Here is a 23,451-nt window from a genome sequence, read left to right on the forward strand (position 1 = left end):
AAGTCAGAATGGGCATGCTGACCATTGTGCAGCCCCCCCTTGTCAGCCCCGCTTCGGCCCCGTGAAGTTTTGGTAAACCGCCTTCAGGCGAGGGAATCGAGCAACCAGCGCGGCTTTACGTCGAAAGCGTAATGGCGGGCGGGCTGCTCGCGACCCGACTGGATGCGCATGGCCGCGGCCATGGCGATCATCGCGCCGTTGTCGGTGCACAGGTGCAGCTCGGGATAGTGCACGCGCACCTTCATCTGCGCGCAGGCCTGGTTGAGCTGCTCGCGCAGCAGCCGGTTGGCGCCCACGCCCCCGGCCACGACCACGCGCTTCATGCCGGTCTGCTTGAGCGCCGTCATGGTCTTCCTGACCAGCACGTCGACGATCGCGGCTTCGGTGCTCGCCGCCAGATCGGCCGTGCGCGCTGGCAGTTCGTCGCCCAGCTTCTTGGCCTGGGTCAGCACGGCGGTCTTGAGACCGGCAAAGGAAAAGTCCAGGTCGCCGCTGTGCAGCAGCGGACGCGGCAGCTTGAAAGCCTTGGGGTCGCCGTCCTGGGCACGGCGCGACAGCGCCGGCCCGCCGGGATAGCCCAGACCCATCAGCTTGGCCGATTTGTCGAAGGCTTCGCCGGCCGCATCGTCAATGGTTTCGCCCAGGATTTCATAGGCGCCCACGCCGTCGACGCGCATCAACTGCGTGTGGCCGCCCGACACCAGCAAGGCCACGAAAGGAAATTCAGGCGGGTCCGCGCTCAGGAAAGGCGACAGCAGATGGCCTTCGAGGTGATGGATGCCCAGCACGGGCTTGTCCAGCGCCGCGCCCAGGGCGCAGGCCACGCCGGCGCCGACCAGCAGTGCACCGGCCAGGCCAGGGCCGCGCGTGAACGCCACCACGTCGATATCGGCCAGTTGCTTGCCCGATTCGGCCAGCACGGCTTCGGTCAGCGGCAGCACGCGGCGGATGTGGTCACGACTGGCCAGCTCGGGCACCACGCCGCCATAGGCCTGGTGCATTTCGATCTGGCTGTGCAAGGCATGCGACAGCAGCTGGGGCACGGCCCCGCCTTCGGGCAGGCGCACCAACGCCACACCGGTTTCATCGCACGAAGATTCAATACCCAGGATCAGCAAGCTCATGGGCTGGAGTGTAAAACCACTGTGGCCTTTGCCTTGCCAGTCACAGCAAAGGCCCTGAGGTATCCATTCCACGTTCGCGCCACCCGCAGCCCATGACACCGGCGTGCCCCAGTCCAGGGGCAGCGAGGAAGGGCCGCCCCGCACCGAGGCTGCCGTCCCCCTCCACCGAAGGTTGAGAGGGGGAAGCCGCATTAGCGGCTCAGGGGGTGCTTCATTTCAGCCGTGCTTGCCCGAAATATAGTGTTCGAGCTGCTCGATGGTGAACTGCTGCTCCGAAATGATGGCTTTCACCAGATCGCCGATGGAGACGATGCCGGCGAGCATCTTCTGGTCGTCGAGCACCGGCAGATGGCGTATGCGCTCGCGCGTCATCAAGGCCATGCACTCTTCGCAGGTTTGCGCCATGTCCACGCAGTGCACGGCCGCCGTCATCACTTCGCGCACCGGCGTGGTCGCCGAGTTACGGCCTTGCAATACGATTTTGCGCGCATAGTCGCGCTCGGTGACGATGCCGGCGATACGGCTGGACCGGTCGCCTTCCAGCACCATCAAGGCGCCGATACGGTACTCGGCCATGCGCTGCAGTGCTTCCAGCATGGAATCTTCCGGCCCTACGTGGTGAACCTCGGCACTCCCTTTGGCCCGCAGGATGTCTGCAACAGTCGTCATACCTGGCTCCTGAAGTCGAACAAGCCTGACCAGTGTCGGCGCTGACGGTCGGCAATGCAATATCTAGAAACACCGGGACGAAAAAAAGGCTGCCTGGGCAGCCCTTGGTCGCTGGCACGCTGTATTTCAGCGGCGGCCGCCGAGAAAGCCCGCGCCCAGCTTGAACAGATCGCCCACGTCCAGCTTGCCGTCGCCGTTCTGGTCCAACATGCCGCCCAGCATGCCGCCAACGCCAGCACCCGGCTGCGCCTCGGCGCCCGGTGCCTGGCCCTGGCCACCCGCTTGCGCACGCTGCGCCAGGAAGGCCATCACGATGGGGGCCAGCATTTGCAGCAGCTGACCGGCATTCGCACCCAGGCCCGTGGCCTGTGCCACACCGGATTCGACTTCCTTGTGCTGGCCGCCAAAGATCTGACCCAGGATATCCGCGCCGCCGCCGCCGGACGCCTGGCCGCCGCCGAGCAGCCCGCCCAGCATGTCGCCCATTCCGCCCATGCCACCGAGCATGCCGGCCAGGCCACCGCCCGCACCGCCCAGCATGTCCATCGCGCCCTGGGGCTGGTCCCCGTTGTTGCCACCCAAGGCGCCCAGCAATACCGGCAGTGCCGTGCTCACGGCCTGCTCGGTCTGTGCGCTGTCCATGCCAAGCTGCTGCGCCATGTTTTGCAACGGCGCGCCTTGCAGCTGGCCCATCAGTTCGTCGGTCAAGGAGTTCGAGGCGTTCATGTCAGTTCCTTCGCACCGAGCCGTCTGGCGGCAGGCATGCATGAAAAAGGGAGGTCGAACCAGAATGGTATGCGCAAACCGGCAGCTTGCACCAGGACAACACCCAAGCGCGCACCATGGGATTGCCCCCGCTGGATCCGGCTCTGGTCCGACACTCGGAATGGCTGCGGGACGACCTGCCGGCCCAGCGCAAAGCCATGTCCGCCGAAATGGATATGCAGCCCCCGGTTTCCCTATTTTTCCAGGGGGGTGTCTTCATATAACAAAAAGTTCTTTCAAACACCCGAAAATAACGCTACCAACCAATTCAGGTAGCGCATTCATGGGCATCAGCCACTACATCAAAGACATAGGCCGCGGCGCGCGGGGCGCTCGCGCAGTCACGCGTGAACAGGCGCAGGACCTGCTGGGCCAGGTGCTCGACGGCCGGGTCACGGACCTGGAAATCGGCGCCTTCTGCATCGCCATGCGCATCAAGGGCGAGTCGGTCGAAGAGATGTGTGGCTTTCTCGATGCGCTGCATGCGCGCAGCCGCCGCTTTGCCGCCAGCGCCCGCCCGACGGTGGTGCTGCCCAGCTACAACGGCGCGCGCCGCCTGCCCGTGCTGACGCCGCTGCTGGCATTGCTGCTGGCGCGTGAAGGCCTGCCCGTGCTGGTGCACGGCATGCGTACCGAAGCGCGTCGGGTGCTGGCCAGCGATGTGCTTCAAGCCCTGGACATCCCCGCCACGCAGGCCGGCTGCGACCACCCAGCCGAGCTGGCCGCGATTGCGCCAGGCACGGTCGCCCACATTGCCACCGGCGACCTGCAGCCCGGTCTGGCGCGGCTGCTCGCGGTGCGCGAAGTGATTGGCCTGCGCAACCCCGGCCACAGCGTGGCCAAGCTCTACACCCCCTGCGCCGGAGCCAATGTGCTGGTCTCGAGCTACACCCACCCCGAATACGCCGCCATGCTGCAGGCCTGCCTGCAAGCCCAGGGCGCGACGGCGCTGCTGTCGCGCGGACTCGAAGGCGAAGTGGTCGCCGACCCGCGCCGCTCGCCACGCTACGACGGCTTTGTGCGCGGCACGCACCGCCTGCTGCAGGAGCAGCTGCCCGGCACGAGCAATGAAATCCCCGGCCTGCCCGAAGCCATCGATGTGGCGACCACGGCCGACTACACTCGCCGCGTGCTCGCCGGCGAACTGCCCGTGCCCGCGGCCATTGCCCAGCAGGTGGCTTTCATTTTGCAAATCGCCCAGGCTCTCGAAGCCGCACCCACACCATCGGCGCCCGGCGCCTGAGGAGTCCATGCCATGAACCACTCTGCCTCTTCGATCCCCGCAGGCCGCTGCACCCTGGTCGGCGCCGGCCCCGGCGACCCGGAGCTGCTGACCCTCAAGGCCTTGAAGGCCATCCAGGCGGCGAGCGTGCTGCTGGTCGATGACCTGGTCAGCGATGCCATCGTGGCCCATGCCTCGCCCACGGCGCGCATCGTCTATGTCGGCAAGCGCGGCGGCTGCAAGAGCACGCCCCAGGCCTTCATCGAAAAGCTGATGCTGCAGGCCGTGCAGGACGGCGACAACGTGGTGCGCCTCAAGGGCGGCGACCCGTTCATCTTTGGCCGCGGCGGCGAAGAGGTCGAGCACCTGCGTGCCGCCGGCGTGGAAGTCGAAGTGGTCAACGGCATCACGGCCGGCCTGGCCGGGCTGACTTCGCTGGGCGCGCCGCTGACCCACCGCGCGCATGCACGCGGCGTGATCTTCATCACCGGCCATGCCCAGCCCGGCGCCGACGACACCGACTGGGCCCAGCTCGCCGTCACGGCGCGCGACATGCGCCTGACCCTGGTGATCTACATGGGCATGCGCGGCGCGGCGCACATCCAGCAAGGCCTGCTGCAAGGCCTGCCGCCACAGACTCCGGTGGCCGTGATCCAGCACGCCAGCCTGCCCGGCCAGCGCCATGCCGTGACCACGCTGGCGACCCTGCAAGCCACCATCGATGCCGAAAAGCTCGCCAGTCCCAGCGTGATCGTGGTCGGCGACGTGGTCCAAGGCGTGGCCGCCTGGGCGGCTGCGCCAGCGCAGCCTCAAGCCCAGCAGGCCGCCTGAACGCCACCTTTTCTCAGCGCGTACATCGCTCACAGTCTGAGCAACTGGCGCTGCCGAGCAAAGGGGCTCCGAGCAAGCGCCGCCGCGCAGCGAGGGTGCCGTCCCTAGCCGGGCGCCCCCCTCCACCGAAGGATGAGAGGAGGAAGACGGGGCGCGCCTAGCGCGAAGCGGCTCAGGGGGTGCTTAGTGCAGCCGCCTGCCGCACCTGTTCAAAGCGCTCGGCCTGCTCCTTGCGGATCTGCTTGCGCAGCACGGCCGCGCCCCAGCGGCGGCGCTCGTCGTAGTTGGACGGCTTGAGCGGCGGCACGGCCACCGTCTTGCGATCGTCGTCCACGGCGACCATGGTGAAAAAGCAGCTGTTGACGTGGCGCACGCTCTGGTTGCGAATGTCTTCCGCGACCACCTTGATGCCGACTTCCATCGACGAAGTGCCGGTGTGGTTGACGCTGGCCAGGAAAGTCACCAGCTCGCCCACATGGATGGGCTGCAGAAAAGTCACCTGGTCCACGCTCAGCGTGACCACATAGCGGCCCGCGTAGCGGCTGGCGCAGGCATAGGCCACCTGGTCAAGTTGCTTCAAGATCGCGCCGCCGTGCACATTGCCGGAGAAATTGGCCATGTCGGGCGACATCAGCACGGTCATGCTGAGTTGGTGTGCGGGTTGGTTCATGCCCAGGATTGTAAAAACTGCGGCAAGCAACAGGGGATTGCAGGCTATTGGCGCGCCGCCGGGCAACCCTGCGCGCCGGTATTTTGCCCAGCTCAAGGACAATACCCGCTTTGCCCGCACCCGCGCCCTGGCGCCCCGACCTGCTTTGCCCCCTGTGACCACCCCTTTCTACGACGCCATCATTCTCGGCGCCGGCGCTGCCGGCCTTTTCTGCGCAGCCCAGGCGGGTCAACGCGGCCTCAAGGTGCTGCTCATAGACCACGCGCCCAAGGTCGCCGAGAAAATCCGTATTTCGGGTGGCGGGCGCTGCAACTTCACCAACCGTGAACTCGACGTGCGCCAGCCGCACAAGCACTTTGTCGGCCGCAACCCGCAGTTCTGCCGCTCGGCCCTGTCGCGCTATACGCCCGCGGACTTCATCGCCCTGATGGACCGCCATGGCATTGCCCACCATGAAAAGCACAAGGGCCAGCTGTTTGCCGACCGCTCGGCCGAAGACATCATCGCCATGCTGCTGGCCGAGTGCGCGGCCGGTGGCGTCGAGCGCTGGCAGCCGTGCAAGGTGAACAGCGTGAGCTACCAGCGCGGCGAGCATGGCGCTGCGGGCGTCTACCAGTTGACCACCGACCAGGGACCGGCCGGCGCGACCAATCTGGTCATCGCCACCGGCGGCCTGTCGATTCCCAAGATCGGCGCGACCGACTTCGGCTACCGCCTGGCCCAGCAGTTTGACCTGCCGCTGGTCGAACGTTCGCCCGGCCTGGTGCCGCTGACTTTCGACGGCGCGGCCTGGGAACCCTATGCCCAGCTGTCGGGCCTGGCCCTGCCCGTGGAAATCAGCACCGGCAGCAAGAAGGAGCGCATGACGTTCCATGAAGACCTGCTGTTCACCCACCGCGGCCTGTCGGGCCCGGCCGTGCTGCAGATCTCCAGCTATTGGCAGCCGGGCACGCCGCTGTCCATCAACCTTGCGCCCAACGTGGATTTAGCCGCGGCGCTGGCCCAGGCCAAATTGCGCTCGCGCAAGCTGATCGCCAACGAGCTCGCCGCCTGGCTGCCCAGCCGTCTGGCCGATGCCTGGGTGGCCCAGGATGCCGAGTGGCAGCGTCCCGTGGCCGAAGCTTCGGACAAGGCCTTGAACCGCCTCGCCGAGCGGCTCAGCCGCTGGGAAATCACGCCCACGGGCTCGGAAGGCTACAAGAAAGCCGAAGTCACGCTGGGCGGCGTCGACACCCGCGCGCTGTCGCAGCAGAGCATGGAATGCAAGGACCAGCCCGGCCTGTTTTGCATAGGCGAAGTCGTCGATATCACCGGCTGGCTCGGTGGCTACAACTTCCAATGGGCCTGGGCCAGCGCATTTGCTTGCGCGCAATCGCTAAAACCCGCCACAACTCGTCTATAATCCTTGGCTTTGCTGGCAATGCCCCGTCGGCCAATACTAGTTATAGACGGGGAACAACCGCCGCACATGGTGCACAGGCTCGATCTCCCGTGCTCCCGCTGTCGGCAACAAATATTTGGAAACATTAGCTAATGACCACCATCCGCGTAAAAGAAAACGAACCCTATGACGTCGCTCTGCGTCGCTTCAAGCGCACGATCGAAAAGCTCGGCCTGCTGACCGACCTGCGCGCTCGCGAGTTCTACGAGAAGCCCACTTCCGAGCGCAAGCGCAAGAAGGCCGCTGCCGTGAAGCGTCACTACAAGCGCGTTCGCAGCATGCAGCTGCCCAAGAAGCTTTACTAAGCACAGCCGGCCTTCAAAAGCCGCAAACCCGCGCTCGGGACGCCAGGCGCGGGTTTTTTGTTTTCCGATTTCCCATTTTCACCCTCAGGAGAAATGCCATGAGCCTCAAGGACCAGATCACCGAAGACATGAAGACCGCCATGCGCGCCAAGGACAGCGAGCGCCTGGGCACCATCCGCATGCTGCTGGCGGCCATGAAGCAAAAGGAAGTCGATGAGCGCGTGGTACTCGACGACGTGGCCATCATCGCCATCGTCGACAAGCTGATCAAGCAACGCAAGGACAGCATCGCCGCGTTCGAACTGGCCAGCCGCCAGGACCTGGTCGACAAGGAAAAGGCCGAGCTCGAAGTGCTCAAGGTCTACCTGCCCCAGCGCATGTCGGCCGAAGAAGTCACTGCCGCCGTGCAAGCCATCGTGGCCGAACTCGGCGCCAAGGGCCCGGGCGACATGGGCAAGGTCATGGGCGCCGTCAAGACCGCGCTCGCCGGCAAGGCCGACATGGGCCAGGTGTCCGCCGCCGTCAAGGCCGCACTCGCGGGCTGATCCCCTGCCCCTCGCAAAAAAAGAGCGCCTGGCGCTCTTTTTTTTTGGCCTGAAGCCGAACTTCAGCGCAGGCTGGCCTCCAAGGGCTGCTGCGCGCCCGGCGCCGTCACGGGCCGCCCCAGGGCCGCGCGCGCGGCGATGAAGGCGTCCAGGGCCTGGGCGCTGGTCTTGCGCGGCACATAGCCCAGCTGCGTCTTGAGCGCGGTATTGTCCAGCACCGGCCGGTAACGCAGGCCATCGATCTGCTCGGGCCCGTAGCGGCTCAAACCCAGGCGCAAGCCCAGGGCCAGCAGTGCCCGCAGCAGGCCCGCGGGCAGCGGCCTGGTGCGCTTGCCCAGGCGCTGCGCGATCTCCTGCAGACCCAGCGCACCGTCACCGGCAACGTTGTAGCAGCCGGGTCGGGCGCCGGTCAGCGCCTGGACGATGGCACCCGCCACGTCTTCGTCCCAGATGAAGACCGACGGGCTGTCGCTGCCGCGCACCGCCAGCAGGCGCCTGGACTCCCACAGCGCCGTGGTCGGGTTGTCGACCGTCTCTCCCAGAATGGTGGCCATGCGCAGCACGGTCTGACGCAGCTGCGGGTGGCTGATGCGCCATTCGGCCAGCATGTCCTCGACCAGCCGCTTGTGGTGGGCGTGGGCGGCACCGGCACTGGCGCGCAAGGCACAGGACTCGGTCAGCCAGGGCGGGTTGTCGGCATGGCTGCCATAGGCCGCGCCGCTGGAGGCCACCACCAGATGCCGCACCTGGGCGTCTGCGCAGGCCTGCAGCACATTGCGCGTACCGTTCACGTCCACATCGAACGCCTGGGAGCGATCGCAAGGCCTGACCGGCGCTGCACTGGACGCCAGGTGCACCACGCTGTCGATGCGGTGCTGGCGCAGCCATTGGGCCAGTTGCGGTGAACGCACGTCGCCGGTCTTGTAGTGCACGCCCGGCACATGGCGCGCCACGGGCACGGGCTGACGGTCCAGCGCCACCACGGCCTCGGAGCCCGCGCGCCGGGCCAGGGCGGCGACCACGCTGCGCCCCAGAAAACCATCACCGCCCGTCACCAAAATCCGCTGCGCCGGTGCTACCGGCGTCTGTTCCATCTGCTGCATGTGCTCTTGTCCCTGCGTCATATTCACCCGTTATCCCCGGGTTGTGTGTCCGTCCTGTGTCCGTTTTTCCCTGCCCCGGCTGAAGCTCGGCAATCTGGCATGCACTCGCCTCAGCGCGCCCTTCGATTAAGACACCTTTGTTTACAAAAATCCCCTACGGAAATCCCTAGGCCAGAGGCCGCCCAAGCCGCGAGCGCACGCAAAAAAGGCCTGCACCATTGCTGGTGCAGGCCTTGGGCCGAAGCGTCGGACTTCAGCTTCCAGCCACCTTCATGCGGTTGATCAGCACCGAGCCCACGGTCTTGGCACCGTAGTTGTAGGCATCGGCACCGATGGCTTGAATGCCCTTGAACATGGTCTTGAGGTTGCCGGCAATGGTGATCTCGTGCACGGGATAAGCGATTTCGCCGTTTTCCACCCAGAAGCCGCTGGCGCCGCGCGAGTAGTCGCCGGTCACGTAGTTCACGCCTTGGCCCATCAGTTCGACCACGAACAAGCCCGTGCCCAGCTTCTTGAGCATGGCGTCGAGGTCGTCACCGGGGCGCGTGAGCCGCGAGCTCATGATCAGGTTGTGCGAGCCGCCGGAATTACCGGTGGTCTTCATGCCCAGCTTGCGGGCCGAGTAGGTCGACAGGAAGTAGCCTTGCACGCGCCCGGCATCGACCACCTGGCGTGGCTGCACGCGCACGCCTTCTTCGTCGAAAGGCGAGCTGCCCTTGCCGCGCAGAACGAACGGGTCCTCGAGCACGTCGATGTGCTTGGGGAACACCGGCTTGCCCAGCGAGTCCAGCAGGAAGCTGGTCTTGCGGTAGAGCGCGCCGCCGCTGACGGCATGCACAAAGCTGCCGAGCAGGCCCGCGGCCAGCGTGGATTCGAACAGCACCGGGCACTCGGTGGTGGGGATCTTGCGGCTGCCCAGGCGGCTCAGGGCGCGCTGCGCCGCATAGCGGCCTACGGCCTCGGGCGAAGCCAGTTCGGACGCCGCGCGCATGGAGCTGTACCAGGCGTCGCGCTGCATTTCGGCATTGCGGCCCGGCAGCGAGGCAATGGGCGCGACCGACAGGCTGTGGCGCGAGCTGGCATAGCCGCCGCGAAAGCCGTTGGTGTGGGCGGTGAAGAAATGGCTTTGCTGGGCCGACACGCCCGCGCCTTCACTGTTGGTGATGCGCTTGTGGGTCTTGAGGGCCGCCGCTTCGCATTCCATGGCAATGCGCGCCGCTTCCTCGCTGGTCACGTCCCAGGGGTGGAACAGGTCGAGATCGCGGTGCGTGCCGGGCTGGGCGATGTCGGCCGCATCAGGCAGGCCGCCAGTAGGGTCTTCGGCGGTGAAGCGGGCGATGTCATAGGCCGCCTGCGCGGTTTGCGCGATCGCGGCATCGGAAAAGTCGGAGGTGCTGGCATTGCCGCGGCGGTTGCCGAGGTAGACGGTCACGCCCAACGACTTGTCGCGGTTGCGTTCCACCGTCTCCAGGGCGCCCTTGCGCACGCTCACCGAGAGGCCGCAGCCTTCGGAGGCTTCGGCTCCGGCGTCGGTGGCTCCGAGCTTCTTGGCATGCGCCAAGGCACGGTCCACAAGGTCTTCAAAGAAGGGGCGGCTATAGCTAAAGCCGGAATCGGCCTGCGTTACGGCGGTGCTTACGGAGCGGGGACGGGGTTTTTTCATAGCGACAGCTATGATACTTGCCACTGCGATGCGCCCTGCATTGCCATCCTATTGCCCCCTACCATGTCACGCAAACCCAAAAAAGGCTACTACGTAAAAGGCCAATTCGTTGCCGAAGGCAGCGAACTGGACCTCGAACTCAAGGCCGAACTCAAAGGCACCTGGGATTCCAGCCGCACCGATATGAAGCGCGAAAGTGATGCGCTGCAAAAACTCGGTGAAGACCTGTTGAATCTGCGCAGCGATCTGATCGCACGCCTGCAACTCTCGGACAAGCTGCTGGATGCCGTCGCCGAAGCGCGCCGCATCACCAACTTCGAAGGCAAGCGCCGCCAGATGCAATACATCGGCAAGATCATGCGCAAGCTCGACGAGTCCCTGATCGCCGACATCCAGGCCGCGATGGAAGAGCAGCGCAGCGGCTCGCCCACCGAAAAGCTGACGGTGCTGCAAGCCGAACAATGGCGCGAGCGCCTGATGGCCGATGACGGCGCCATGGCCGAATGGCTGGACAGCTTCCCCGCCACCGACTCCCAGCAAATCCGCGCGCTGATCCGTCAGGCCCGCAAGGATGCACCGGCGGCCGCACCCGCGGAAGCCGCCGATGCCGAGGAAGGCGCTGCCAGCGCACCGCGCAAGATCAGCCGCGCCTACCGCGAACTGTTCGCCCTGCTGCGCGAGCAGCTGTCCGGCAGCAATGGCTTTCGTGGCGCGGTGACGCCCAAGGCCGCCGAGGCCTCCGAAGACGGCGATGACTGAGCCCACGACAAACTGCGCCGCCGTGCGCATCGGCATTGTCTCGATCAGCGACCGCGCCAGCAGTGGCGTCTACGCCGACCAGGGCCTGCCGGCCCTGCAGGACTGGCTGGGCCGCGCGCTGCGCAACCCGGTCACCTTCGAGTCGCGCCTGATTCCCGACGAGCAAGCCCAGATCAGCCAGGCGCTGGTCGAGCTGGTCGATGTCGGCTGCTGCCTGGTGCTGACCACGGGCGGCACCGGCCCGGCCCTGCGCGATGTGACGCCCGAAGCCACGCTGGCCATTGCCGACAAGGAAATGCCGGGCTTTGGCGAGCAGATGCGCCAGATCAGCCTGCGCTTCGTGCCCACGGCCATTCTTTCGCGCCAGGTGGCGGTGATCCGCGGCCAGAGCCTGGTCATCAACCTGCCCGGCCAGCCCAAGGCCATCGCCCAGACCCTCGAAGGTCTCAAGGACGCCGACGGCCAGACCCTGGTGCCCGGCATTTTCGCGGCCGTGCCGTATTGCATCGACTTGATCGGCGGCCCCTACCTGGAAACCCACGCGGAAGTCTGCGCGGCCTTCCGCCCCAAGAGCGCACAGCGCCCGGCGCCCACCGCCGGCTGACGCCCCCAGCGCCGCCCCCGAGCGGCGCTTTTTTTTGCCCTGGCCGCCGCATTTCGCCGTCGGCCAGGCAGACAGGGCTGCATGTGAACGTGTCACATTCCTTACACACCGTGTAACTAGCATGTGACATATAGCCCGAACGCTGCGGCAGCCGAACGCTGCGGCAGCAGTTGCCAAGCGGCGCGATGCGCCAGCCTCCCACAGCGTGCCGGGCACGGCCTTTTCACCAGCCTTGTCTGCACATGCCCGCCTCTTCACTGCTTCGCCTGCCCTCCCCGGCCCTGCCAGCCCTTCTTCAGTCCAGCAGCGCAACGCCAGCGGCGCGCGTGTCCTGGCGGCGTTCGCTGGGCGCGCGCCTGCAGCTGATTTTTGCGTTGGCCCTGGCCCTGGGCTGGGGCTCGGCCGGTGTGGGCCTGTGGGCGCTGGACCGCAGCCAGGATGCGCTGCAGCGCGTGATGGCCGAGCGCAGCCAGGCCGAACGCCAGGTCGCCGATGCGTTCTGGCTGCAGTCGCGCAATATCGAACGCCTCAAGGCCATGGCGCTGAGCTCCGAGCCCGAAGTCGGCGATGTGCTCGGCGCCGAAGTGGCCACCGACGAAGCCGCCTATGCCAAGCTGCGCCAAGGCGTGGCCCAGGCCGGGCACAGCGCGGCCGAACAGGCGCTGTGGCAGGCACTGGATGAACGCCACGCAGGCTTTCTCGCCGCCAGCGCCGCCCTGGTCACGGCCCGCGACAGCGGCCTGACGCAGCGTGTGCGCGACACCGTGGACCAGCAATTCCTGCCCGCCGCCCAGGCGCTGACACTGCAGCTCCAGGCCTTGTCGAATTACCAGCGCCAGGCCATGGACGACGCCGCGCACCAGGCCGGCCAGAGCGCCGCCACGGCGCGCGGCGTGCTGCTCGCGCTGTGCGCCGCCTCGGTGCTGCTGGGTCTGTGGCTGGGCTGGGCGCTGCGCCGCTGGATAGTCCAGCCCCTGGCCCAGGCGCATAGCGCCGCGCAGCGCGTCGCCGCGCTGGATTTGCGCACCGATCTGCAAGGCCAGGGCCGCGACGAAGCCGGCCAGATGCTAGGCGCCATGGCGCGCATGCAGACCAGCCTGCGCGATCTGGTGGGCCAGTTGCAAACCGCCACCCGCCATGTGGCCGACGCTTCCCAGGACATTGCACGCGGCAACCACGACTTGTCGCAGCGCACCGAACACGGCGCCTTGCAACTGCAGTCCGCGAGCGAACACCTGGCCACCCTGCGCGAGACCACCGCCCAGGCCGCCAGCACCGCCGACCGCGGCCAGCAGGTGGCCCAGCAGGCCAGCCAGTGCGCGCAGGCCAGCGGCGCCTCCATCGAGGCCCTGGCCGGCACCATCCACCACATGGCCGGCAGCGCGCGGCGCATTGCCGACATCACCGGCGTCATCGACACCCTGGCCTTCCAGACCAATCTGCTGGCCTTGAACGCGGCCGTGGAAGCCGCGCGTGCCGGCGAGCACGGCCGGGGCTTCAGCGTGGTCGCCGCCGAAGTGCGCGCGCTGGCCAACCGCAGCGCCGAAGCCGCCAAGGAGATCAAGCAACTGGTCCAGGCCTCGGGTGCCCAGGTCGGCGAAAGCAGCCGCCTGGCCACCGAAGCGCGCACGCGCACCGCCCAGATGCTGCAGGCCATGGAGCAGGCCACGCAGGGCATGTCGGCCATCACCGCCCAGGCCCACGGCCAGCAGCACGAGATCCAGGCCCTGCACCAGGCCGTGCACGCGCTCAGCGACCATGCGCAGCACAATGCCGCGCTGGTGCAGGAGTCGGCCGCGGCCGCCCACAGCCTGCAGGATCAGGCCGGGGCGCTATCGCGTATTGCAACGCGATTTGCCTTGCCAGCCTGAGCCGACGCGCGTCAGTTCACCGGCGTGATCGGTACATAGAACTGCCCGCCGGCCTGCTGGAACTCCTGGGCCTTGGCCTGCATGCCCTGGGCCAGGGCCGCGTCCTCGGCCAGGCCCTTTTGCGCGGCGAATTCACGCACTTCCTGGGTGATCTTCATCGAGCAGAACTTGGGGCCGCACATGGAGCAGAAATGCGCCACCTTGGCCGCGTCCTTGGGCAGGGTTTCGTCGTGGTAGGCCTGGGCCGTGTCCGGGTCCAGTCCCAGGTTGAACTGGTCCTGCCAGCGGAAGTCGAAACGCGCCTGCGACAGCGCGTCGTCGCGCGCACGCGCTCCCGGATGGCCCTTGGCGACATCGGCCGCATGCGCCGCGATCTTGTAGGCCATGATGCCCTGCTTGACGTCGTCGCGATCGGGCAGGCCCAGGTGCTCCTTGGGCGTCACGTAGCACAGCATGGCCGTGCCCATCCAGCCGATCATGGCCGCGCCGATGGCGCTGGCAATGTGGTCGTAGCCCGGCGCGATGTCTATGGTCAGCGGGCCCAGGGTGTAGAACGGCGCTTCGTGGCAGTGCTTGAGCTGCTCGGCCATGTTGGCCTGGATCAGGTGCATGGGCACATGGCCAGGGCCTTCGATCATGGTCTGCACATCGTGCTTCCAGGCGATCTGCGTGAGCTCGCCCAGCGTCTGCAGCTCGGCGAACTGGGCCGCGTCGTTGGCGTCGCTGGCACTGCCCGGGCGCAGGCCGTCGCCGAGGCTGAAGCTCACGTCGTACTGCTTCATGATGTCGCAGATGTCCTCGAAATGCTCGTAGAGGAAGCTTTCGCGGTGGTGCGTCATGCACCACTTGGCCATGATGGAGCCGCCGCGCGAGACGATGCCCGTGCGCCGCTGCGCCGTCAGGTGGATGAAGGCCAGGCGCACGCCCGCGTGGATGGTGAAGTAGTCCACGCCCTGCTCGGCCTGCTCGACCAGCGTGTCGCGGAAGATCTCCCAGGTCAGGTCCTCGGCCACGCCGCCGACTTTTTCCAGCGCCTGGTAGATCGGCACCGTGCCGATGGGCACGGGCGAGTTGCGCAGGATCCAGTCGCGCGTGGTGTGGATGTTCTTGCCCGTGGACAGATCCATCACGTTGTCCGCGCCCCAGCGCGTGGCCCAGACCAGCTTCTCCACCTCTTCTTCAATGCTGGAAGTGACGGCCGAGTTGCCGATGTTGGCGTTGATCTTGACCTTGAAATTGCGCCCGATGGCCATGGGCTCGATTTCGGGATGGTTGATGTTGGCCGGAATGATGGCCCGGCCGCGCGCCACTTCCTCGCGCACGAACTCGGGCGTGATGATGCGCGGAATGCTCGCGCCCAGCGGGTTGCCGACCAGGCGCTGTTCGCGCTCGGCATCCTGCTGGTAGGCGGCGATCCATTCGCGGCGGCCGTTTTCGCGCAGCGCCACGTATTCCATTTCCGGCGTGATGATGCCGCGGCGCGCATAGTGCATCTGCGTCACGTTGGCGCCGCTTTTGGCGCGGCGCGGCTGGCGTTGCAGGCCCGCGGCCTCGGCGCGCAATTGCTTGAGGCGCAGCGCCTCATCGCTGCGGCCACCGTCGTCCAACGCCATGCGCATGCGGCCCACATACCACTCGCTGTCGCCGCGGGCGTCTATCCAGGGCGCGCGCAGGCTGGGCAGGCCGCGCCGGATATCGATTTGCGCATCAGGGTCGGTGTAGGGGCCCGAAGTGTCATAGACGCTGACCTGCTCGCCATTGGTGAGTGCAATGTCACGCACCGGCACGCGCAGGTCGGCATGCAGTTGGCCGGGCAGATAGCTTTTGCGCGAGGCGGGAAACGGCTGGCGCGATTGCGCGAGCAGTTCCGTGAAAGACGGGGTCGTGGTGGGAAATTCCGGCTGGGGGGCGTTCATCGCAGTCTCCTCGGGTGGATGGTTGGGTCAACAACGCTCCGAGGAATACCAGGCCGGACCTGCCGCCCGACCGCCCGCCGCAAGGGCAGGTGGACGGACCACCGCCGGCTGGGGACTTGCCCCGCACGCGCACCCAGGTGCACGAGCAGCCATGGGTGGCGCGGGTGGAAAAAAGCGCTCAGCCTGTATCGGTTGCAGGCGCATTGCCCCACCGCTGACTGTTGCCTCCCCCACCCCGCTTCAGGGTCTCGCTCTTCTTCCGCCGGTATGAACCGGATCAAGTTCGTCGGGTTCGCCAGCCAGTCTGTTCACACAGACCGTCTGGCATCTCAGCGCATACGCACACCCCGGAGCTGGCGCGAGTATAGCCAGTCCTGCTGACATCAGGGGCTTTTTGCCGCGTCCAGCGCTCCAGCGCAGGCCTGCACGCATGGGCCCTGCCCAGGGCGCGGATCACGGCGAATGGCCCGCCCAGGGAACGCAGCCCACCGTTTGGTGACTAAAACGCATAGGCCTGATTTCTCATGAAGAGCGCGATGCGAAGCTTTCAAACCAAAGGAAAGAATGAAATATCAATCCAACAACTTCCTGCGCATCATCGGTTTCCTGACCCTGCTTTTTGCCCTCTCGGGTTGCGCCGTAATGGACAAGGCAGCGTGCACCCAAGCCAACTGGAACGAGTTGGGAAAGATGGATGCATTCAGTGGAAGAAATAAATTTTCTTCCCGCGCGCAAGCCTGCCAGGAGCATGGCTTGGGAGCCGATCAGTTTTCCTACGAGCGTGGCATGCAGGCAGGCCTGATCGCGTTCTGCACGGCCGCGTCAGGCAGCGCCCACGGCCAAAACGGTGGCTATTACAGCCGCGGATTCTGCCCATCCAGCACAGAGGCTGATTTTCTGTCCGGCTATACACCGGCGTATGAAAAATACAGGTTCCAGACGAGGATGAAAAACCTGCAATCTGAAATTTCCCACAAGAACCACTTGCTGAGCAACGAGTTGGACAAGAAAGACCGAAACCATGCGGAAATTGATCGCTTGAGGCGAGAGATCCGACTGCTGAAAAATGACATGCACATGGAGATCTACATGCGGGCCATCCACTGATGGCGGCATCCGCATGGACAGCGCGCCCTCGAAAGCCAGGCCAGCAGAAACGCCTGCTGGCGCTGGCCCGCTCGTGACCGGCCGCTGCGGGCTCGCCCCGCAGCGCAGGCACTCAAAAGCCTTGCAGCTCCAGCCACTCCTCGGGGTCGGCGCGGGTGGCGCGCAAGGCATTGATCGGTGCCTCAACGTCTTCCCAGCCCAGCGCGATGCCGAAGGCCACGCTGTAGCCCGCGGGCATGTTCAGCTGCGCGGCCACGGTGTCGCCAAAGCGGCGCCAGAAACCCTGGGCGCAGGTCGCCAGGCCCTGCTCCACGGCCAGCAGCATCAGCGACTGCAGGTAAATGCCCAGGTCCGCCCACTGCGGCTGGCCCATGCGCTCGTCGACGCAGACAAAAATGCCCACGGGCGCGCCAAAGAACTGCCCGTTGCGGCCCAGCTGTTCCAGCCGCGCGGGCTTGTCGTCGCGGCCAATGCCCAGCGTGCGGTACAGCTCTTCGCCATTCTCGAAGCGGCGGCTGCGGTAAGGCTCCCAGAGGCTGGGCGGATAGGACAAGGCATTCTCCTGCGGCGCGGCCGTGGCCACCGCCGACAGGATCCGCTGCAGCGGCTCGCCCGTGAGCGCTGTCACGCGCCAGGGCTGCATATTGCCGCCCGAAGCCGCGCGGGAGGCGGCGTGCAGCAGACGGCGCACCAGCGCGCCATCGGGCACGCGGGGCAGGAAAGCGCGCACCGAGCGGCGCGCGTGCAAAGCATCTTCAACGTTCATCGGAACTCCCTGGATCTAGCAACCACCTGCCCATGACAGGATTGCGAACAGTCTAGCCGCCGACGCAGGCCAGGCGCAGAATGACTGCCGCCTTTGCCTGGCCATGTCAGTCCATGCCAACCGTTCCCCAAGGAATACCATGTGCACAATCTGCGACACGCGCCAAACCCAGCGGCGCAATTTCCTCACCCTGACAGCAGCTGGCGTGGCGGGCGCAATGGGTCTGTCAGCAGCCCCGGCCCGGGCGGCCGACAAGCCCAAGACGACGCTGAGCGCCGACGACGCCCTGGCCCGCCTGCAAGCCGGCAACGCGACTTTTACCGAAACGCCGGCACTGTGCGCGGCCCGATTGGGCGAGCAGCGCGCGCAGTTGACGACCTACCAGGCCCCCTGGGCCACGATACTGTCCTGCGCCGACAGCCGCGTGCCGCCCGAACTGCTGTTCGGCGGCTTGGGCCTGGGTGAGCTGTTCGTGGCCCGCAATGCCGGCCATCTGGCCGACATGGCCACGCTGGGAACCATCGAATACGGCAGCGCCGTGCTGGGCGTGCCCCTGATCGTGGTGCTGGGCCACGAGAGCTGCGGCGCCGTGGCCGCGGCCTGCGAAGTGGTGCAGAAAAACACGCAATTCCCTGGCTTCATCGGCCCGCTGGTGGAAGCCATCGTGCCCGCGGCCCGCGCCGTGGTCGGCCGCAGCGGCGATTTTCTCGACAATGCCGTGCGGGAAAATGCCAGGCGCACCGCCCAGGCCATAGTCACGCGCAGCAAGCTCGTGGCCGAGGCCGTGGCCCAGGGCAAGGTCCGCGTAGTGGCCGCGCACTACGACCTGGACAGCGGGCGGGTGGAATTTCTCTGACGCCGCTTACTTGCCCATCAGCTGGTCGATCTTGTCTTTCTCGAACTTCTGCGGGCGCTCGGATTCGCAGGGCACGCAGTCGTCGGTCTTGGTCTGGGCCGACAGTTTCTGGATGGCTTCCCACAGCAGCGCGATCTGCTGCTCATGGCAGGCCGCACCTTCGCTAAGGCCGCGCATGGCCTGGGAAATCGGGTCGTCTTCCTGGGTCACGCCATAGGCCGTGAACGGGCGCGGCGCGGCCGCGGGCGCATCCTGGTCGGTGACGTCGGCACTCTGGCCGGCCTTGGAGGGCAGAATGCGCGCGGGAATGCCCACGGCCGTGGCGCCGGCGGGCACGGGCTTGATGACCACGGCATTGCTGCCGATCTTGGCGCCATCGCCGACTTCAAAGCCGCCCAGCACCTTGGCGCCGGCACTCACCACCACATCGCGGCCCAGCGTGGGGTGGCGCTTGACGCCCTTGTACAGCGAAGTGCCGCCCAGGGTCACGCCGTGGTAGATGGTGCAGCCGTCGCCGACCACGGCGGTTTCGCCTATCACCACGCCCATGCCGTGATCGATGAAGACGCGCTCGCCTATCACCGCCCCGGGGTGGATTTCAATGCCCGTGAGCCAGCGCGCCAGATGGGAAATGAAACGTCCCAGCCAGCGAAAGCCATGGTTCCAGCACCAATGCGCGGGACGCTGCAACCAGATGGCATGCAGGCCCGGGTAACAGGTCACGACTTCCCAGGTACTGCGTGCCGCGGGGTCACGGTCGAGAATGCACTGAATATCGGAGCGCAGGCGTGCAAGCATCGCGGAAAAAATGAGTGGACAGTCGTTCAGTCTAGCGGTTTGGCGGCGTGCTTTGCAGCATGGCTTTGGCGACACCGCGCAGGATGTGGATTTCCTCGGGGCTCAGTTGCGCGCGGTTGAACAGCTGGTTCAAGCGCGGCATCAGCTTCTTGGGTGCAGCAGGGTCGAGGAATCCCAGATGAGTGAGCGCCTGCTCCCAGTGGGTCAGCATGCCCGCCACCTGGCCCGCGTCCGCGCGGTCGGGCAACTGCGCCGGCGCCGCATTTTCGAGTGGAAACCCGCCCAGGGCCTGGCGCCATTCGTAGGCAATCAGCTGGATGGCGGCGCCCAGATTGAGCGAGCCGAACTGCGGATTCGACGGAATCGACAGCGCCACATTGCAGCGGTAGACATCTTCGTTGGCCATGCCGAAGCGCTCGCAACCGAACAAAAAGGCCACGCCGGTTTCGGGGGCCGTGGACGGCGCGGCGGGCTCGGCCTGCAACTGCCCCTGGACCAGCATCTCCAGATGCTGGCGCGGCGTGCGCGTAGGCGGGCCGAAATCGCGCTGCGTCATGGCCGTGGCGCACAGATGGCTCATGCCGTCGAGCGCCTCGTCCAGCGTCTCCACGATGCGTGCATTGGCCAGCACATCCAGGGCACCACTGGCGCGCTGTATGGTTTCTTCGCGGCGCAGCACATTGGCCCAGCGCGGGGCCACCAGCACCAGGTCGTCAAACCCCATGGTTTTCATGGCGCGTGCGGCAGCACCCACATTGCCAGCATGGCTGGTCTGGATCAGGACGAATCGGGTCTTCATGGCATTCACAAAACGTTGGCAAAAGGCGGCAGGCGGCTGAGGTTGCATCACAAGCCGCAGCACAAATCGGGCAGGCCGGGTAAAATCGCCAGCCATTGTCGCCGCCCGCATCGCCGAGGCCGGTCCTCCCTGTTCTTACCCGCGTGTTGCGCTGCCTTTTTGCAGCGCAGCGCCAACGCTCACAATCTATGTCGTCTACCCTGCATCCCATGCTCAACGTGGCTATCAAAGCCGCACGCGCCGCCGGCGCTCTCATCAACCGTGCGGCCCTTGACGTGGAATCCGTGCGCATCGCGCAAAAGCAGGTCAACGACTTTGTGACCGAGACCGACCAGGCGGCCGAAAAAGCCATCATCGACACCTTGCTCACGGCCTACCCCGGCCACGGCATCCTGGCCGAAGAAACCGGCAAGGAATTCGGCGCCAAGGATTCGGACTTTGTCTGGATCATCGATCCGCTGGACGGCACGACCAACTTCATCCACGGCCTGCCCGTGTACTGCGTGAGCATCGCCTTGGCCGTCAAGGGCAAGATCGAGCACGCCGTGGTCTATGACCCTTCGCGCAACGACCTGTTCACCGCCACGCGCGGCCGCGGCGCCTTCCTCAACGATCGCCGCATCCGCGTGAGCAAGCGCGCCCAGCTGCGCGACTGCCTGATCTCCACGGGTTTCCCTTTCCGCCAGGGCGACAACTTCAAGGCCCACATGGCCATGCTGACCGACGTCATGCCCCGCGTGGCTGGCGTGCGCACGCCCGGCGCCGCGGCACTGGACCTGGCCTATGTGGCAGCCGGCTTCAATGACGGTTTCTTCCATACCGGCCTGAGCATCTGGGACGTGGCTGCAGGCTCGCTGCTGGTCACCGAAGCCGGTGGTCTGGTGGGCAATTTCACCGGCGAAGCCGACTTCCTCGAGCAGCGTGAATGCATGGCCGGCAACCCCCGCGTCTATGGTCACCTGGTCAGCCTGCTGGGCAAGTACAGCCAGTTCGCCGGTGCCGGCGACAAGGCCGGCGTGCGCCAGGCCCTGGCCGAAGACAGCGCTGCCGCCGAAGCAGCGCCAGCCGACGACCAGACCGACGCAGAGCCTGCCGCTCCCCAGGTCTGAGCGCCGTGGCGCCACCGGCGCCGCCTGCTCTGACCGCCAAAAAAAACAGCCCTCGGGCTGTTTTTTTTCGCCTGCCGGCGGATCAAGCGCCGGGCGGCGGCCCCGTGTCGGGCTTGGAAGCCGGCGCCGGTGCCACGCTGCGCAGGCGCTGCTGCCAGCCCATGATGGCAATGCGCCTGCCATGGCGGTCCAGCACCGGCGTGAGCCGCACCTGCTCCTCGTGCAAGGCCCCGGCACGATCCCGGTTGACCAGATGGCCCTCCCAGCACTGGCCGGCCATCAGCGTGGACCACAGGTCGCGATAGGTCGACTGCGGCGTGCGGCCGCTGGCCACCACGGACGGCTTGCGTCCGCGCAATTCGGCCAGCGCATAACCGCTGTCCTGTTCATAGCGCCGGTTGACCCACAGAATCCGCCCGTCGGCATCGGTCAGTACCGCGGCGGCCGGGCAGGCATGCAAGGCTGCGCGCAGCACGTCATGGCGTCGCTGCTCGCTGTCCAGGCGCCAGCCCAGCCAGCGCAGGCGCAGCACCATGGCGCCGGCCAGCATCAGTAAGGCAAACGAAAGCGCGGCCACCCACAAGCGGTCGCGCCAGGGCATCAAGGCGCTGACATTGTCGAGTGCCACCAGTTGCCAGTCGCCCGCGGGATCGCGCCAGTCCAGCGCACGCCGGTCCACCGCGTAGCGCACGCCGTTGACCCGCACTTCGCTGCTGTCCGCGGCAAACGGCAGCGCCGAAGCCACGCCATTGTCGAAATACGATCCGAACAGGCTGCTGCGGCGCACGGCGTCGATGCGCTCCTGCGTCAGCGGCCCCGTCATCGCATAGCGCCATTCCGGCCGGGTCGACGAAAACGCCACGCCCTGCGGGTTCAGCAGCAAGGTCGTCAGGCCGTTGCGATGGAGCAAGGCATCGAGCGCGCCCGCATCGGTCTTGAGCACCAGTACGCCCAGCACCGCGGAGCTGGCATCCAGGCCATCGCGCACGGGCGCTGCAAAGAACAGACCGCGCGAGTGGCTGCCCACTTCCAGCGCGGCAAACACGCTGGACCGGCCTTGCATGGCCTGGCGAAAATACGGCAAGAAAGCCGGATGGCGGTTGGGCGCGGGGTTCTCGCCATTGTCCTGGGCCATGCTGCGGCCGTCACGGTCGAGCACATGCACGCTCAGTACCGGCAAACGCGCGCGGATCTGCGCCAGGTGCTGCTGCGCCAGCTCCACCGGCACGTCCATGCCGCGCGCCAAATCCTTGATGGCCGTATCGGCCAGCCCGACCGCCACGGCGCCCGACAGCACCGGACTGTGCAAGGTCTGCACCAGCAAGGCCTGGCGTGTCTCGTCCAGTATGCGCTGGCGTTCATCCGCTCTATAGTCCAGGCGCCACAAGGCCACGGCCTGCACCGCCAGGATCGCACCGACGCCGGCCGCGGCCGTGAGCCACAGCGCATCGCGCAGCCCGGCGCCTGGACGCCGCGGCGCGGCCCCCGGGATCCAGCCTGTCATGGCGCCCAGGCCGGCGCGCCAAGCCGCCACCGTCGGCGCTCGTTCACTGTGATCCAACATTCCTGCACACTCCCTCGATTCGTCACGCTCGGCTTGTGGCCGCCGCGACCCAGCATGTCATTGTTATCTGTAGGTGGCAGACGGGCTTGTACAGCCCGTTTTCTGCCCGGTGCGGTGGCACCATCGGCAAATCTGCTGACAAATACTAACAACACTGGAGCGGCTTGTGACAGTCGCGGCTGGCAAGGCCTGCATTCGTGCGTCCGGACGAGGGCCTGCGGGTCGCCTGGCGCGTCAGGGGCCGGTCTTTTCCGACTCCAGCATCCCGTGCGCGGCAGCGGCTGATTCCACCAGCACGCAGGTCTTTCCCGTGCGACGGCAATGGTCCTGCACGCGCCAGTAGTCGCCATGGCTGACACAGCCGGTCTGGCAGATCACCATATCGGCGGCAGCCGCGCTGGCCTCCAGGCCTGGCTGTTCGGCGTCAGCCCCATCGCCCGCGGTGTACGGGACTGGCAGTGGGGCCCGCGCCCTCTCCCAGGTCAGCGCCGTGTCACGCACGATCACGGCCGCGCGCAAGCGCATGACCAGGCCTTGCAGGCACGCGATTTCGGAGGCCTGGGCTCGCACCAGCGCATCGCAGCGCGCCTGTGTCTGGCCATGGTGGCGTATGAGCGCATGGTATTCGTTCATCAGTTGCTGGGTGTCGTGCGCGGCAAGATGCATGGTCGGCCTCGGCGAAATGCGGTCGCGGCGCGCAGGCCGCGGGGAAAGACGCCCGCAAAACCGGGCCCTCGGATGGCTGGCGAGCGGTGGCGTCATCGCCTTCGGCCAACGCCGCCTGTGCTCTGCCGCAGTGTACATCAATTGAGAATAATTCTCATTTAATTACTCGCCCGCCGAGCTCCAACACTACGCGTCGGCAAGCTGCGACGCCCCTCACCCGCAGCGTGAATTACCGCTTGCTGCAAAAAATGACGGCCCGATGTCGCCTATGGCCAATATCTGTCGCGCAATATCAAGC

General features: G+C 66.4%; 23 protein-coding genes and 1 riboswitch. Of the genes, 11 read left to right on the plus strand and 12 right to left on the minus strand.

Annotated elements, in window-relative coordinates; all coding sequences use genetic code 11:
- Window positions 1–83: 83 nt before the first annotated feature.
- The 3 genes from tsaD to N0K08_RS03700 all read right to left on the minus strand — a co-directional run bounded on the left by tsaD (window position 84) and on the right by N0K08_RS03700 (window position 2,519).
- The gene (gene tsaD / locus N0K08_RS03690; protein WP_261498681.1) at window positions 84–1,124 is read right to left on the minus strand and encodes a tRNA (adenosine(37)-N6)-threonylcarbamoyltransferase complex transferase subunit TsaD; all 1,041 of its coding nucleotides are present in this window, start codon (window positions 1,122–1,124) and stop codon (window positions 84–86) included.
- A gap of 216 nt (window positions 1,125–1,340) precedes the next feature.
- Window positions 1,341–1,793: a CBS domain-containing protein gene (locus tag N0K08_RS03695; protein WP_261498682.1), complete on the minus strand. Its 453-nt coding sequence runs from the start codon at window positions 1,791–1,793 to the stop codon at window positions 1,341–1,343.
- Between the two features lie 126 nt (window positions 1,794–1,919).
- The gene (locus tag N0K08_RS03700) at window positions 1,920–2,519 is read right to left on the minus strand and encodes a DUF937 domain-containing protein (protein ID WP_261498683.1); all 600 of its coding nucleotides are present in this window, start codon (window positions 2,517–2,519) and stop codon (window positions 1,920–1,922) included.
- A 322-nt stretch (window positions 2,520–2,841) separates the two neighbouring features.
- Between N0K08_RS03700 and ybiB the strand changes: the two genes are divergently transcribed.
- Window positions 2,842–3,801: a DNA-binding protein YbiB gene (gene ybiB, locus N0K08_RS03705; protein ID WP_261498684.1), complete on the plus strand. Its 960-nt coding sequence runs from the start codon at window positions 2,842–2,844 to the stop codon at window positions 3,799–3,801.
- 12 nt (window positions 3,802–3,813) lie between these two features.
- Window positions 3,814–4,611 (plus strand): uroporphyrinogen-III C-methyltransferase, encoded by a 798-nt coding sequence (gene cobA / locus N0K08_RS03710; protein ID WP_261498685.1) that lies wholly within the window; start codon window positions 3,814–3,816, stop codon window positions 4,609–4,611.
- Window positions 4,612–4,783: 172 nt separating this feature from the next.
- Here cobA and N0K08_RS03715 read toward each other — a convergent pair whose 3' ends face one another.
- A complete protein-coding gene (locus N0K08_RS03715) occupies window positions 4,784–5,281 on the minus strand; it encodes an acyl-CoA thioesterase (protein WP_261498686.1) in 498 nt (165 codons plus the stop codon).
- Window positions 5,282–5,435: 154 nt separating this feature from the next.
- On the opposite strand from N0K08_RS03715, the gene N0K08_RS03720 reads away from it, so the two are divergent.
- From N0K08_RS03720 to N0K08_RS03730, 3 genes are all read left to right on the plus strand, one after another.
- Window positions 5,436–6,683, plus strand: coding sequence for a BaiN/RdsA family NAD(P)/FAD-dependent oxidoreductase (locus N0K08_RS03720; protein WP_261498687.1), 1,248 nt, complete (start codon window positions 5,436–5,438; stop codon window positions 6,681–6,683).
- A 131-nt stretch (window positions 6,684–6,814) separates the two neighbouring features.
- Window positions 6,815–7,027, plus strand: coding sequence for a 30S ribosomal protein S21 (gene rpsU, locus N0K08_RS03725; protein ID WP_159917519.1), 213 nt, complete (start codon window positions 6,815–6,817; stop codon window positions 7,025–7,027).
- Between the two features lie 98 nt (window positions 7,028–7,125).
- Window positions 7,126–7,572 (plus strand): GatB/YqeY domain-containing protein, encoded by a 447-nt coding sequence (locus N0K08_RS03730; protein ID WP_261498688.1) that lies wholly within the window; start codon window positions 7,126–7,128, stop codon window positions 7,570–7,572.
- A gap of 62 nt (window positions 7,573–7,634) precedes the next feature.
- Here N0K08_RS03730 and N0K08_RS03735 read toward each other — a convergent pair whose 3' ends face one another.
- Window positions 7,635–8,696 carry an NAD-dependent epimerase/dehydratase family protein gene (locus N0K08_RS03735; RefSeq protein WP_261498689.1) on the minus strand — a complete coding sequence of 354 codons (1,062 nt, stop codon included), beginning with the start codon at window positions 8,694–8,696 and terminating at the stop codon, window positions 7,635–7,637.
- 232 nt (window positions 8,697–8,928) lie between these two features.
- Window positions 8,929–10,338, minus strand: coding sequence for a metalloprotease PmbA (gene pmbA, locus N0K08_RS03740; RefSeq protein WP_261498690.1), 1,410 nt, complete (start codon window positions 10,336–10,338; stop codon window positions 8,929–8,931).
- 63 nt (window positions 10,339–10,401) lie between these two features.
- On the opposite strand from pmbA, the gene yjgA reads away from it, so the two are divergent.
- The 3 genes from yjgA to N0K08_RS03755 all read left to right on the plus strand — a co-directional run bounded on the left by yjgA (window position 10,402) and on the right by N0K08_RS03755 (window position 13,572).
- Window positions 10,402–11,097, plus strand: a complete 696-nt coding sequence (yjgA, locus tag N0K08_RS03745) for a ribosome biogenesis factor YjgA (protein ID WP_261498691.1) — start codon at window positions 10,402–10,404, stop codon at window positions 11,095–11,097.
- Entirely contained in the window at window positions 11,090–11,701 is a 612-nt protein-coding gene (mog, locus tag N0K08_RS03750; protein WP_261498692.1) for a molybdopterin adenylyltransferase, read from the plus strand. The genes yjgA and mog overlap by 8 nt, the downstream gene beginning before the upstream one ends.
- A 242-nt stretch (window positions 11,702–11,943) precedes the next feature.
- On the plus strand, window positions 11,944–13,572 hold the full coding sequence (locus N0K08_RS03755) for a methyl-accepting chemotaxis protein (protein WP_261498693.1): 1,629 nt from the start codon (window positions 11,944–11,946) through the stop codon (window positions 13,570–13,572).
- Between the two features lie 11 nt (window positions 13,573–13,583).
- On the opposite strand, the gene thiC is transcribed toward N0K08_RS03755, so the two are convergent.
- A complete protein-coding gene (gene thiC / locus N0K08_RS03760; RefSeq protein ID WP_261498694.1) occupies window positions 13,584–15,488 on the minus strand; it encodes a phosphomethylpyrimidine synthase ThiC in 1,905 nt (634 codons plus the stop codon).
- A 237-nt stretch (window positions 15,489–15,725) separates the two neighbouring features.
- Window positions 15,726–15,848, minus strand: a riboswitch (TPP riboswitch).
- A gap of 204 nt (window positions 15,849–16,052) precedes the next feature.
- On the opposite strand from thiC, the gene N0K08_RS03765 reads away from it, so the two are divergent.
- Window positions 16,053–16,595, plus strand: a complete 543-nt coding sequence (locus N0K08_RS03765) for a DUF2799 domain-containing protein (protein ID WP_261498695.1) — start codon at window positions 16,053–16,055, stop codon at window positions 16,593–16,595.
- Between the two features lie 112 nt (window positions 16,596–16,707).
- Here the strand turns inward: N0K08_RS03765 and N0K08_RS03770 are convergent, their stop codons facing one another.
- The gene (locus tag N0K08_RS03770) at window positions 16,708–17,361 is read right to left on the minus strand and encodes a nitroreductase (RefSeq protein WP_261498696.1); all 654 of its coding nucleotides are present in this window, start codon (window positions 17,359–17,361) and stop codon (window positions 16,708–16,710) included.
- A gap of 139 nt (window positions 17,362–17,500) precedes the next feature.
- Here N0K08_RS03770 and N0K08_RS03775 point away from each other — a divergent pair, with 139 nt between their 5' ends.
- Window positions 17,501–18,217 carry a carbonic anhydrase gene (locus tag N0K08_RS03775; protein WP_261498697.1) on the plus strand — a complete coding sequence of 239 codons (717 nt, stop codon included), beginning with the start codon at window positions 17,501–17,503 and terminating at the stop codon, window positions 18,215–18,217.
- 6 nt (window positions 18,218–18,223) lie between these two features.
- Here N0K08_RS03775 and cysE read toward each other — a convergent pair whose 3' ends face one another.
- Both cysE and N0K08_RS03785 read right to left on the minus strand, forming a co-directional pair.
- Window positions 18,224–19,015 (minus strand): serine O-acetyltransferase, encoded by a 792-nt coding sequence (cysE, locus tag N0K08_RS03780; RefSeq protein ID WP_261498698.1) that lies wholly within the window; start codon window positions 19,013–19,015, stop codon window positions 18,224–18,226.
- 31 nt (window positions 19,016–19,046) lie between these two features.
- Window positions 19,047–19,814: an RNA methyltransferase gene (locus N0K08_RS03785; protein WP_261498699.1), complete on the minus strand. Its 768-nt coding sequence runs from the start codon at window positions 19,812–19,814 to the stop codon at window positions 19,047–19,049.
- Between the two features lie 188 nt (window positions 19,815–20,002).
- On the opposite strand from N0K08_RS03785, the gene N0K08_RS03790 reads away from it, so the two are divergent.
- Window positions 20,003–20,923 carry an inositol monophosphatase family protein gene (locus tag N0K08_RS03790; RefSeq protein WP_261498700.1) on the plus strand — a complete coding sequence of 307 codons (921 nt, stop codon included), beginning with the start codon at window positions 20,003–20,005 and terminating at the stop codon, window positions 20,921–20,923.
- A gap of 82 nt (window positions 20,924–21,005) precedes the next feature.
- On the opposite strand, the gene N0K08_RS03795 is transcribed toward N0K08_RS03790, so the two are convergent.
- A complete protein-coding gene (locus N0K08_RS03795) occupies window positions 21,006–22,487 on the minus strand; it encodes a PAS domain-containing protein (protein WP_261498701.1) in 1,482 nt (493 codons plus the stop codon).
- 234 nt (window positions 22,488–22,721) lie between these two features.
- A complete protein-coding gene (locus N0K08_RS03800; protein ID WP_261498702.1) occupies window positions 22,722–23,153 on the minus strand; it encodes a DUF2325 domain-containing protein in 432 nt (143 codons plus the stop codon).
- Window positions 23,154–23,451 lie beyond the last annotated feature (298 nt).

The sequence above is a fragment of the Acidovorax bellezanensis genome (assembly GCF_025421555.1).
GTDB lineage: Bacteria > Pseudomonadota > Gammaproteobacteria > Burkholderiales > Burkholderiaceae_C > Comamonas > Comamonas bellezanensis.

What these genes read in the sequence shown, in the direction of transcription:
- N0K08_RS03755 (WP_261498693.1), top strand. Translation starts at nt 11,944, where the DNA reads ATGCCCGCCTCTTCACTGCTTCGCCTGCCCTCCCCGGCCCTGCCAGCC.
- N0K08_RS03695 (WP_261498682.1), bottom strand. Translation starts at nt 1,793, where the DNA reads ATGACGACTGTTGCAGACATCCTGCGGGCCAAAGGGAGTGCCGAGGTT.
- N0K08_RS03730 (WP_261498688.1), top strand. Translation starts at nt 7,126, where the DNA reads ATGAGCCTCAAGGACCAGATCACCGAAGACATGAAGACCGCCATGCGC.
- N0K08_RS03800 (WP_261498702.1), bottom strand. Translation starts at nt 23,153, where the DNA reads ATGCATCTTGCCGCGCACGACACCCAGCAACTGATGAACGAATACCAT.
- N0K08_RS03775 (WP_261498697.1), top strand. Translation starts at nt 17,501, where the DNA reads ATGTGCACAATCTGCGACACGCGCCAAACCCAGCGGCGCAATTTCCTC.
- thiC (WP_261498694.1), bottom strand. Translation starts at nt 15,488, where the DNA reads ATGAACGCCCCCCAGCCGGAATTTCCCACCACGACCCCGTCTTTCACG.
- N0K08_RS03700 (WP_261498683.1), bottom strand. Translation starts at nt 2,519, where the DNA reads ATGAACGCCTCGAACTCCTTGACCGACGAACTGATGGGCCAGCTGCAA.
- N0K08_RS03790 (WP_261498700.1), top strand. Translation starts at nt 20,003, where the DNA reads ATGTCGTCTACCCTGCATCCCATGCTCAACGTGGCTATCAAAGCCGCA.
- mog (WP_261498692.1), top strand. Translation starts at nt 11,090, where the DNA reads ATGACTGAGCCCACGACAAACTGCGCCGCCGTGCGCATCGGCATTGTC.
- cobA (WP_261498685.1), top strand. Translation starts at nt 3,814, where the DNA reads ATGAACCACTCTGCCTCTTCGATCCCCGCAGGCCGCTGCACCCTGGTC.
- N0K08_RS03765 (WP_261498695.1), top strand. Translation starts at nt 16,053, where the DNA reads ATGAAATATCAATCCAACAACTTCCTGCGCATCATCGGTTTCCTGACC.
- N0K08_RS03715 (WP_261498686.1), bottom strand. Translation starts at nt 5,281, where the DNA reads ATGAACCAACCCGCACACCAACTCAGCATGACCGTGCTGATGTCGCCC.
- tsaD (WP_261498681.1), bottom strand. Translation starts at nt 1,124, where the DNA reads ATGAGCTTGCTGATCCTGGGTATTGAATCTTCGTGCGATGAAACCGGT.
- ybiB (WP_261498684.1), top strand. Translation starts at nt 2,842, where the DNA reads ATGGGCATCAGCCACTACATCAAAGACATAGGCCGCGGCGCGCGGGGC.
- N0K08_RS03770 (WP_261498696.1), bottom strand. Translation starts at nt 17,361, where the DNA reads ATGAACGTTGAAGATGCTTTGCACGCGCGCCGCTCGGTGCGCGCTTTC.
- N0K08_RS03785 (WP_261498699.1), bottom strand. Translation starts at nt 19,814, where the DNA reads ATGAAGACCCGATTCGTCCTGATCCAGACCAGCCATGCTGGCAATGTG.
- pmbA (WP_261498690.1), bottom strand. Translation starts at nt 10,338, where the DNA reads ATGAAAAAACCCCGTCCCCGCTCCGTAAGCACCGCCGTAACGCAGGCC.
- yjgA (WP_261498691.1), top strand. Translation starts at nt 10,402, where the DNA reads ATGTCACGCAAACCCAAAAAAGGCTACTACGTAAAAGGCCAATTCGTT.
- N0K08_RS03795 (WP_261498701.1), bottom strand. Translation starts at nt 22,487, where the DNA reads ATGTTGGATCACAGTGAACGAGCGCCGACGGTGGCGGCTTGGCGCGCC.
- N0K08_RS03735 (WP_261498689.1), bottom strand. Translation starts at nt 8,696, where the DNA reads ATGACGCAGGGACAAGAGCACATGCAGCAGATGGAACAGACGCCGGTA.
- rpsU (WP_159917519.1), top strand. Translation starts at nt 6,815, where the DNA reads ATGACCACCATCCGCGTAAAAGAAAACGAACCCTATGACGTCGCTCTG.
- cysE (WP_261498698.1), bottom strand. Translation starts at nt 19,015, where the DNA reads ATGCTTGCACGCCTGCGCTCCGATATTCAGTGCATTCTCGACCGTGAC.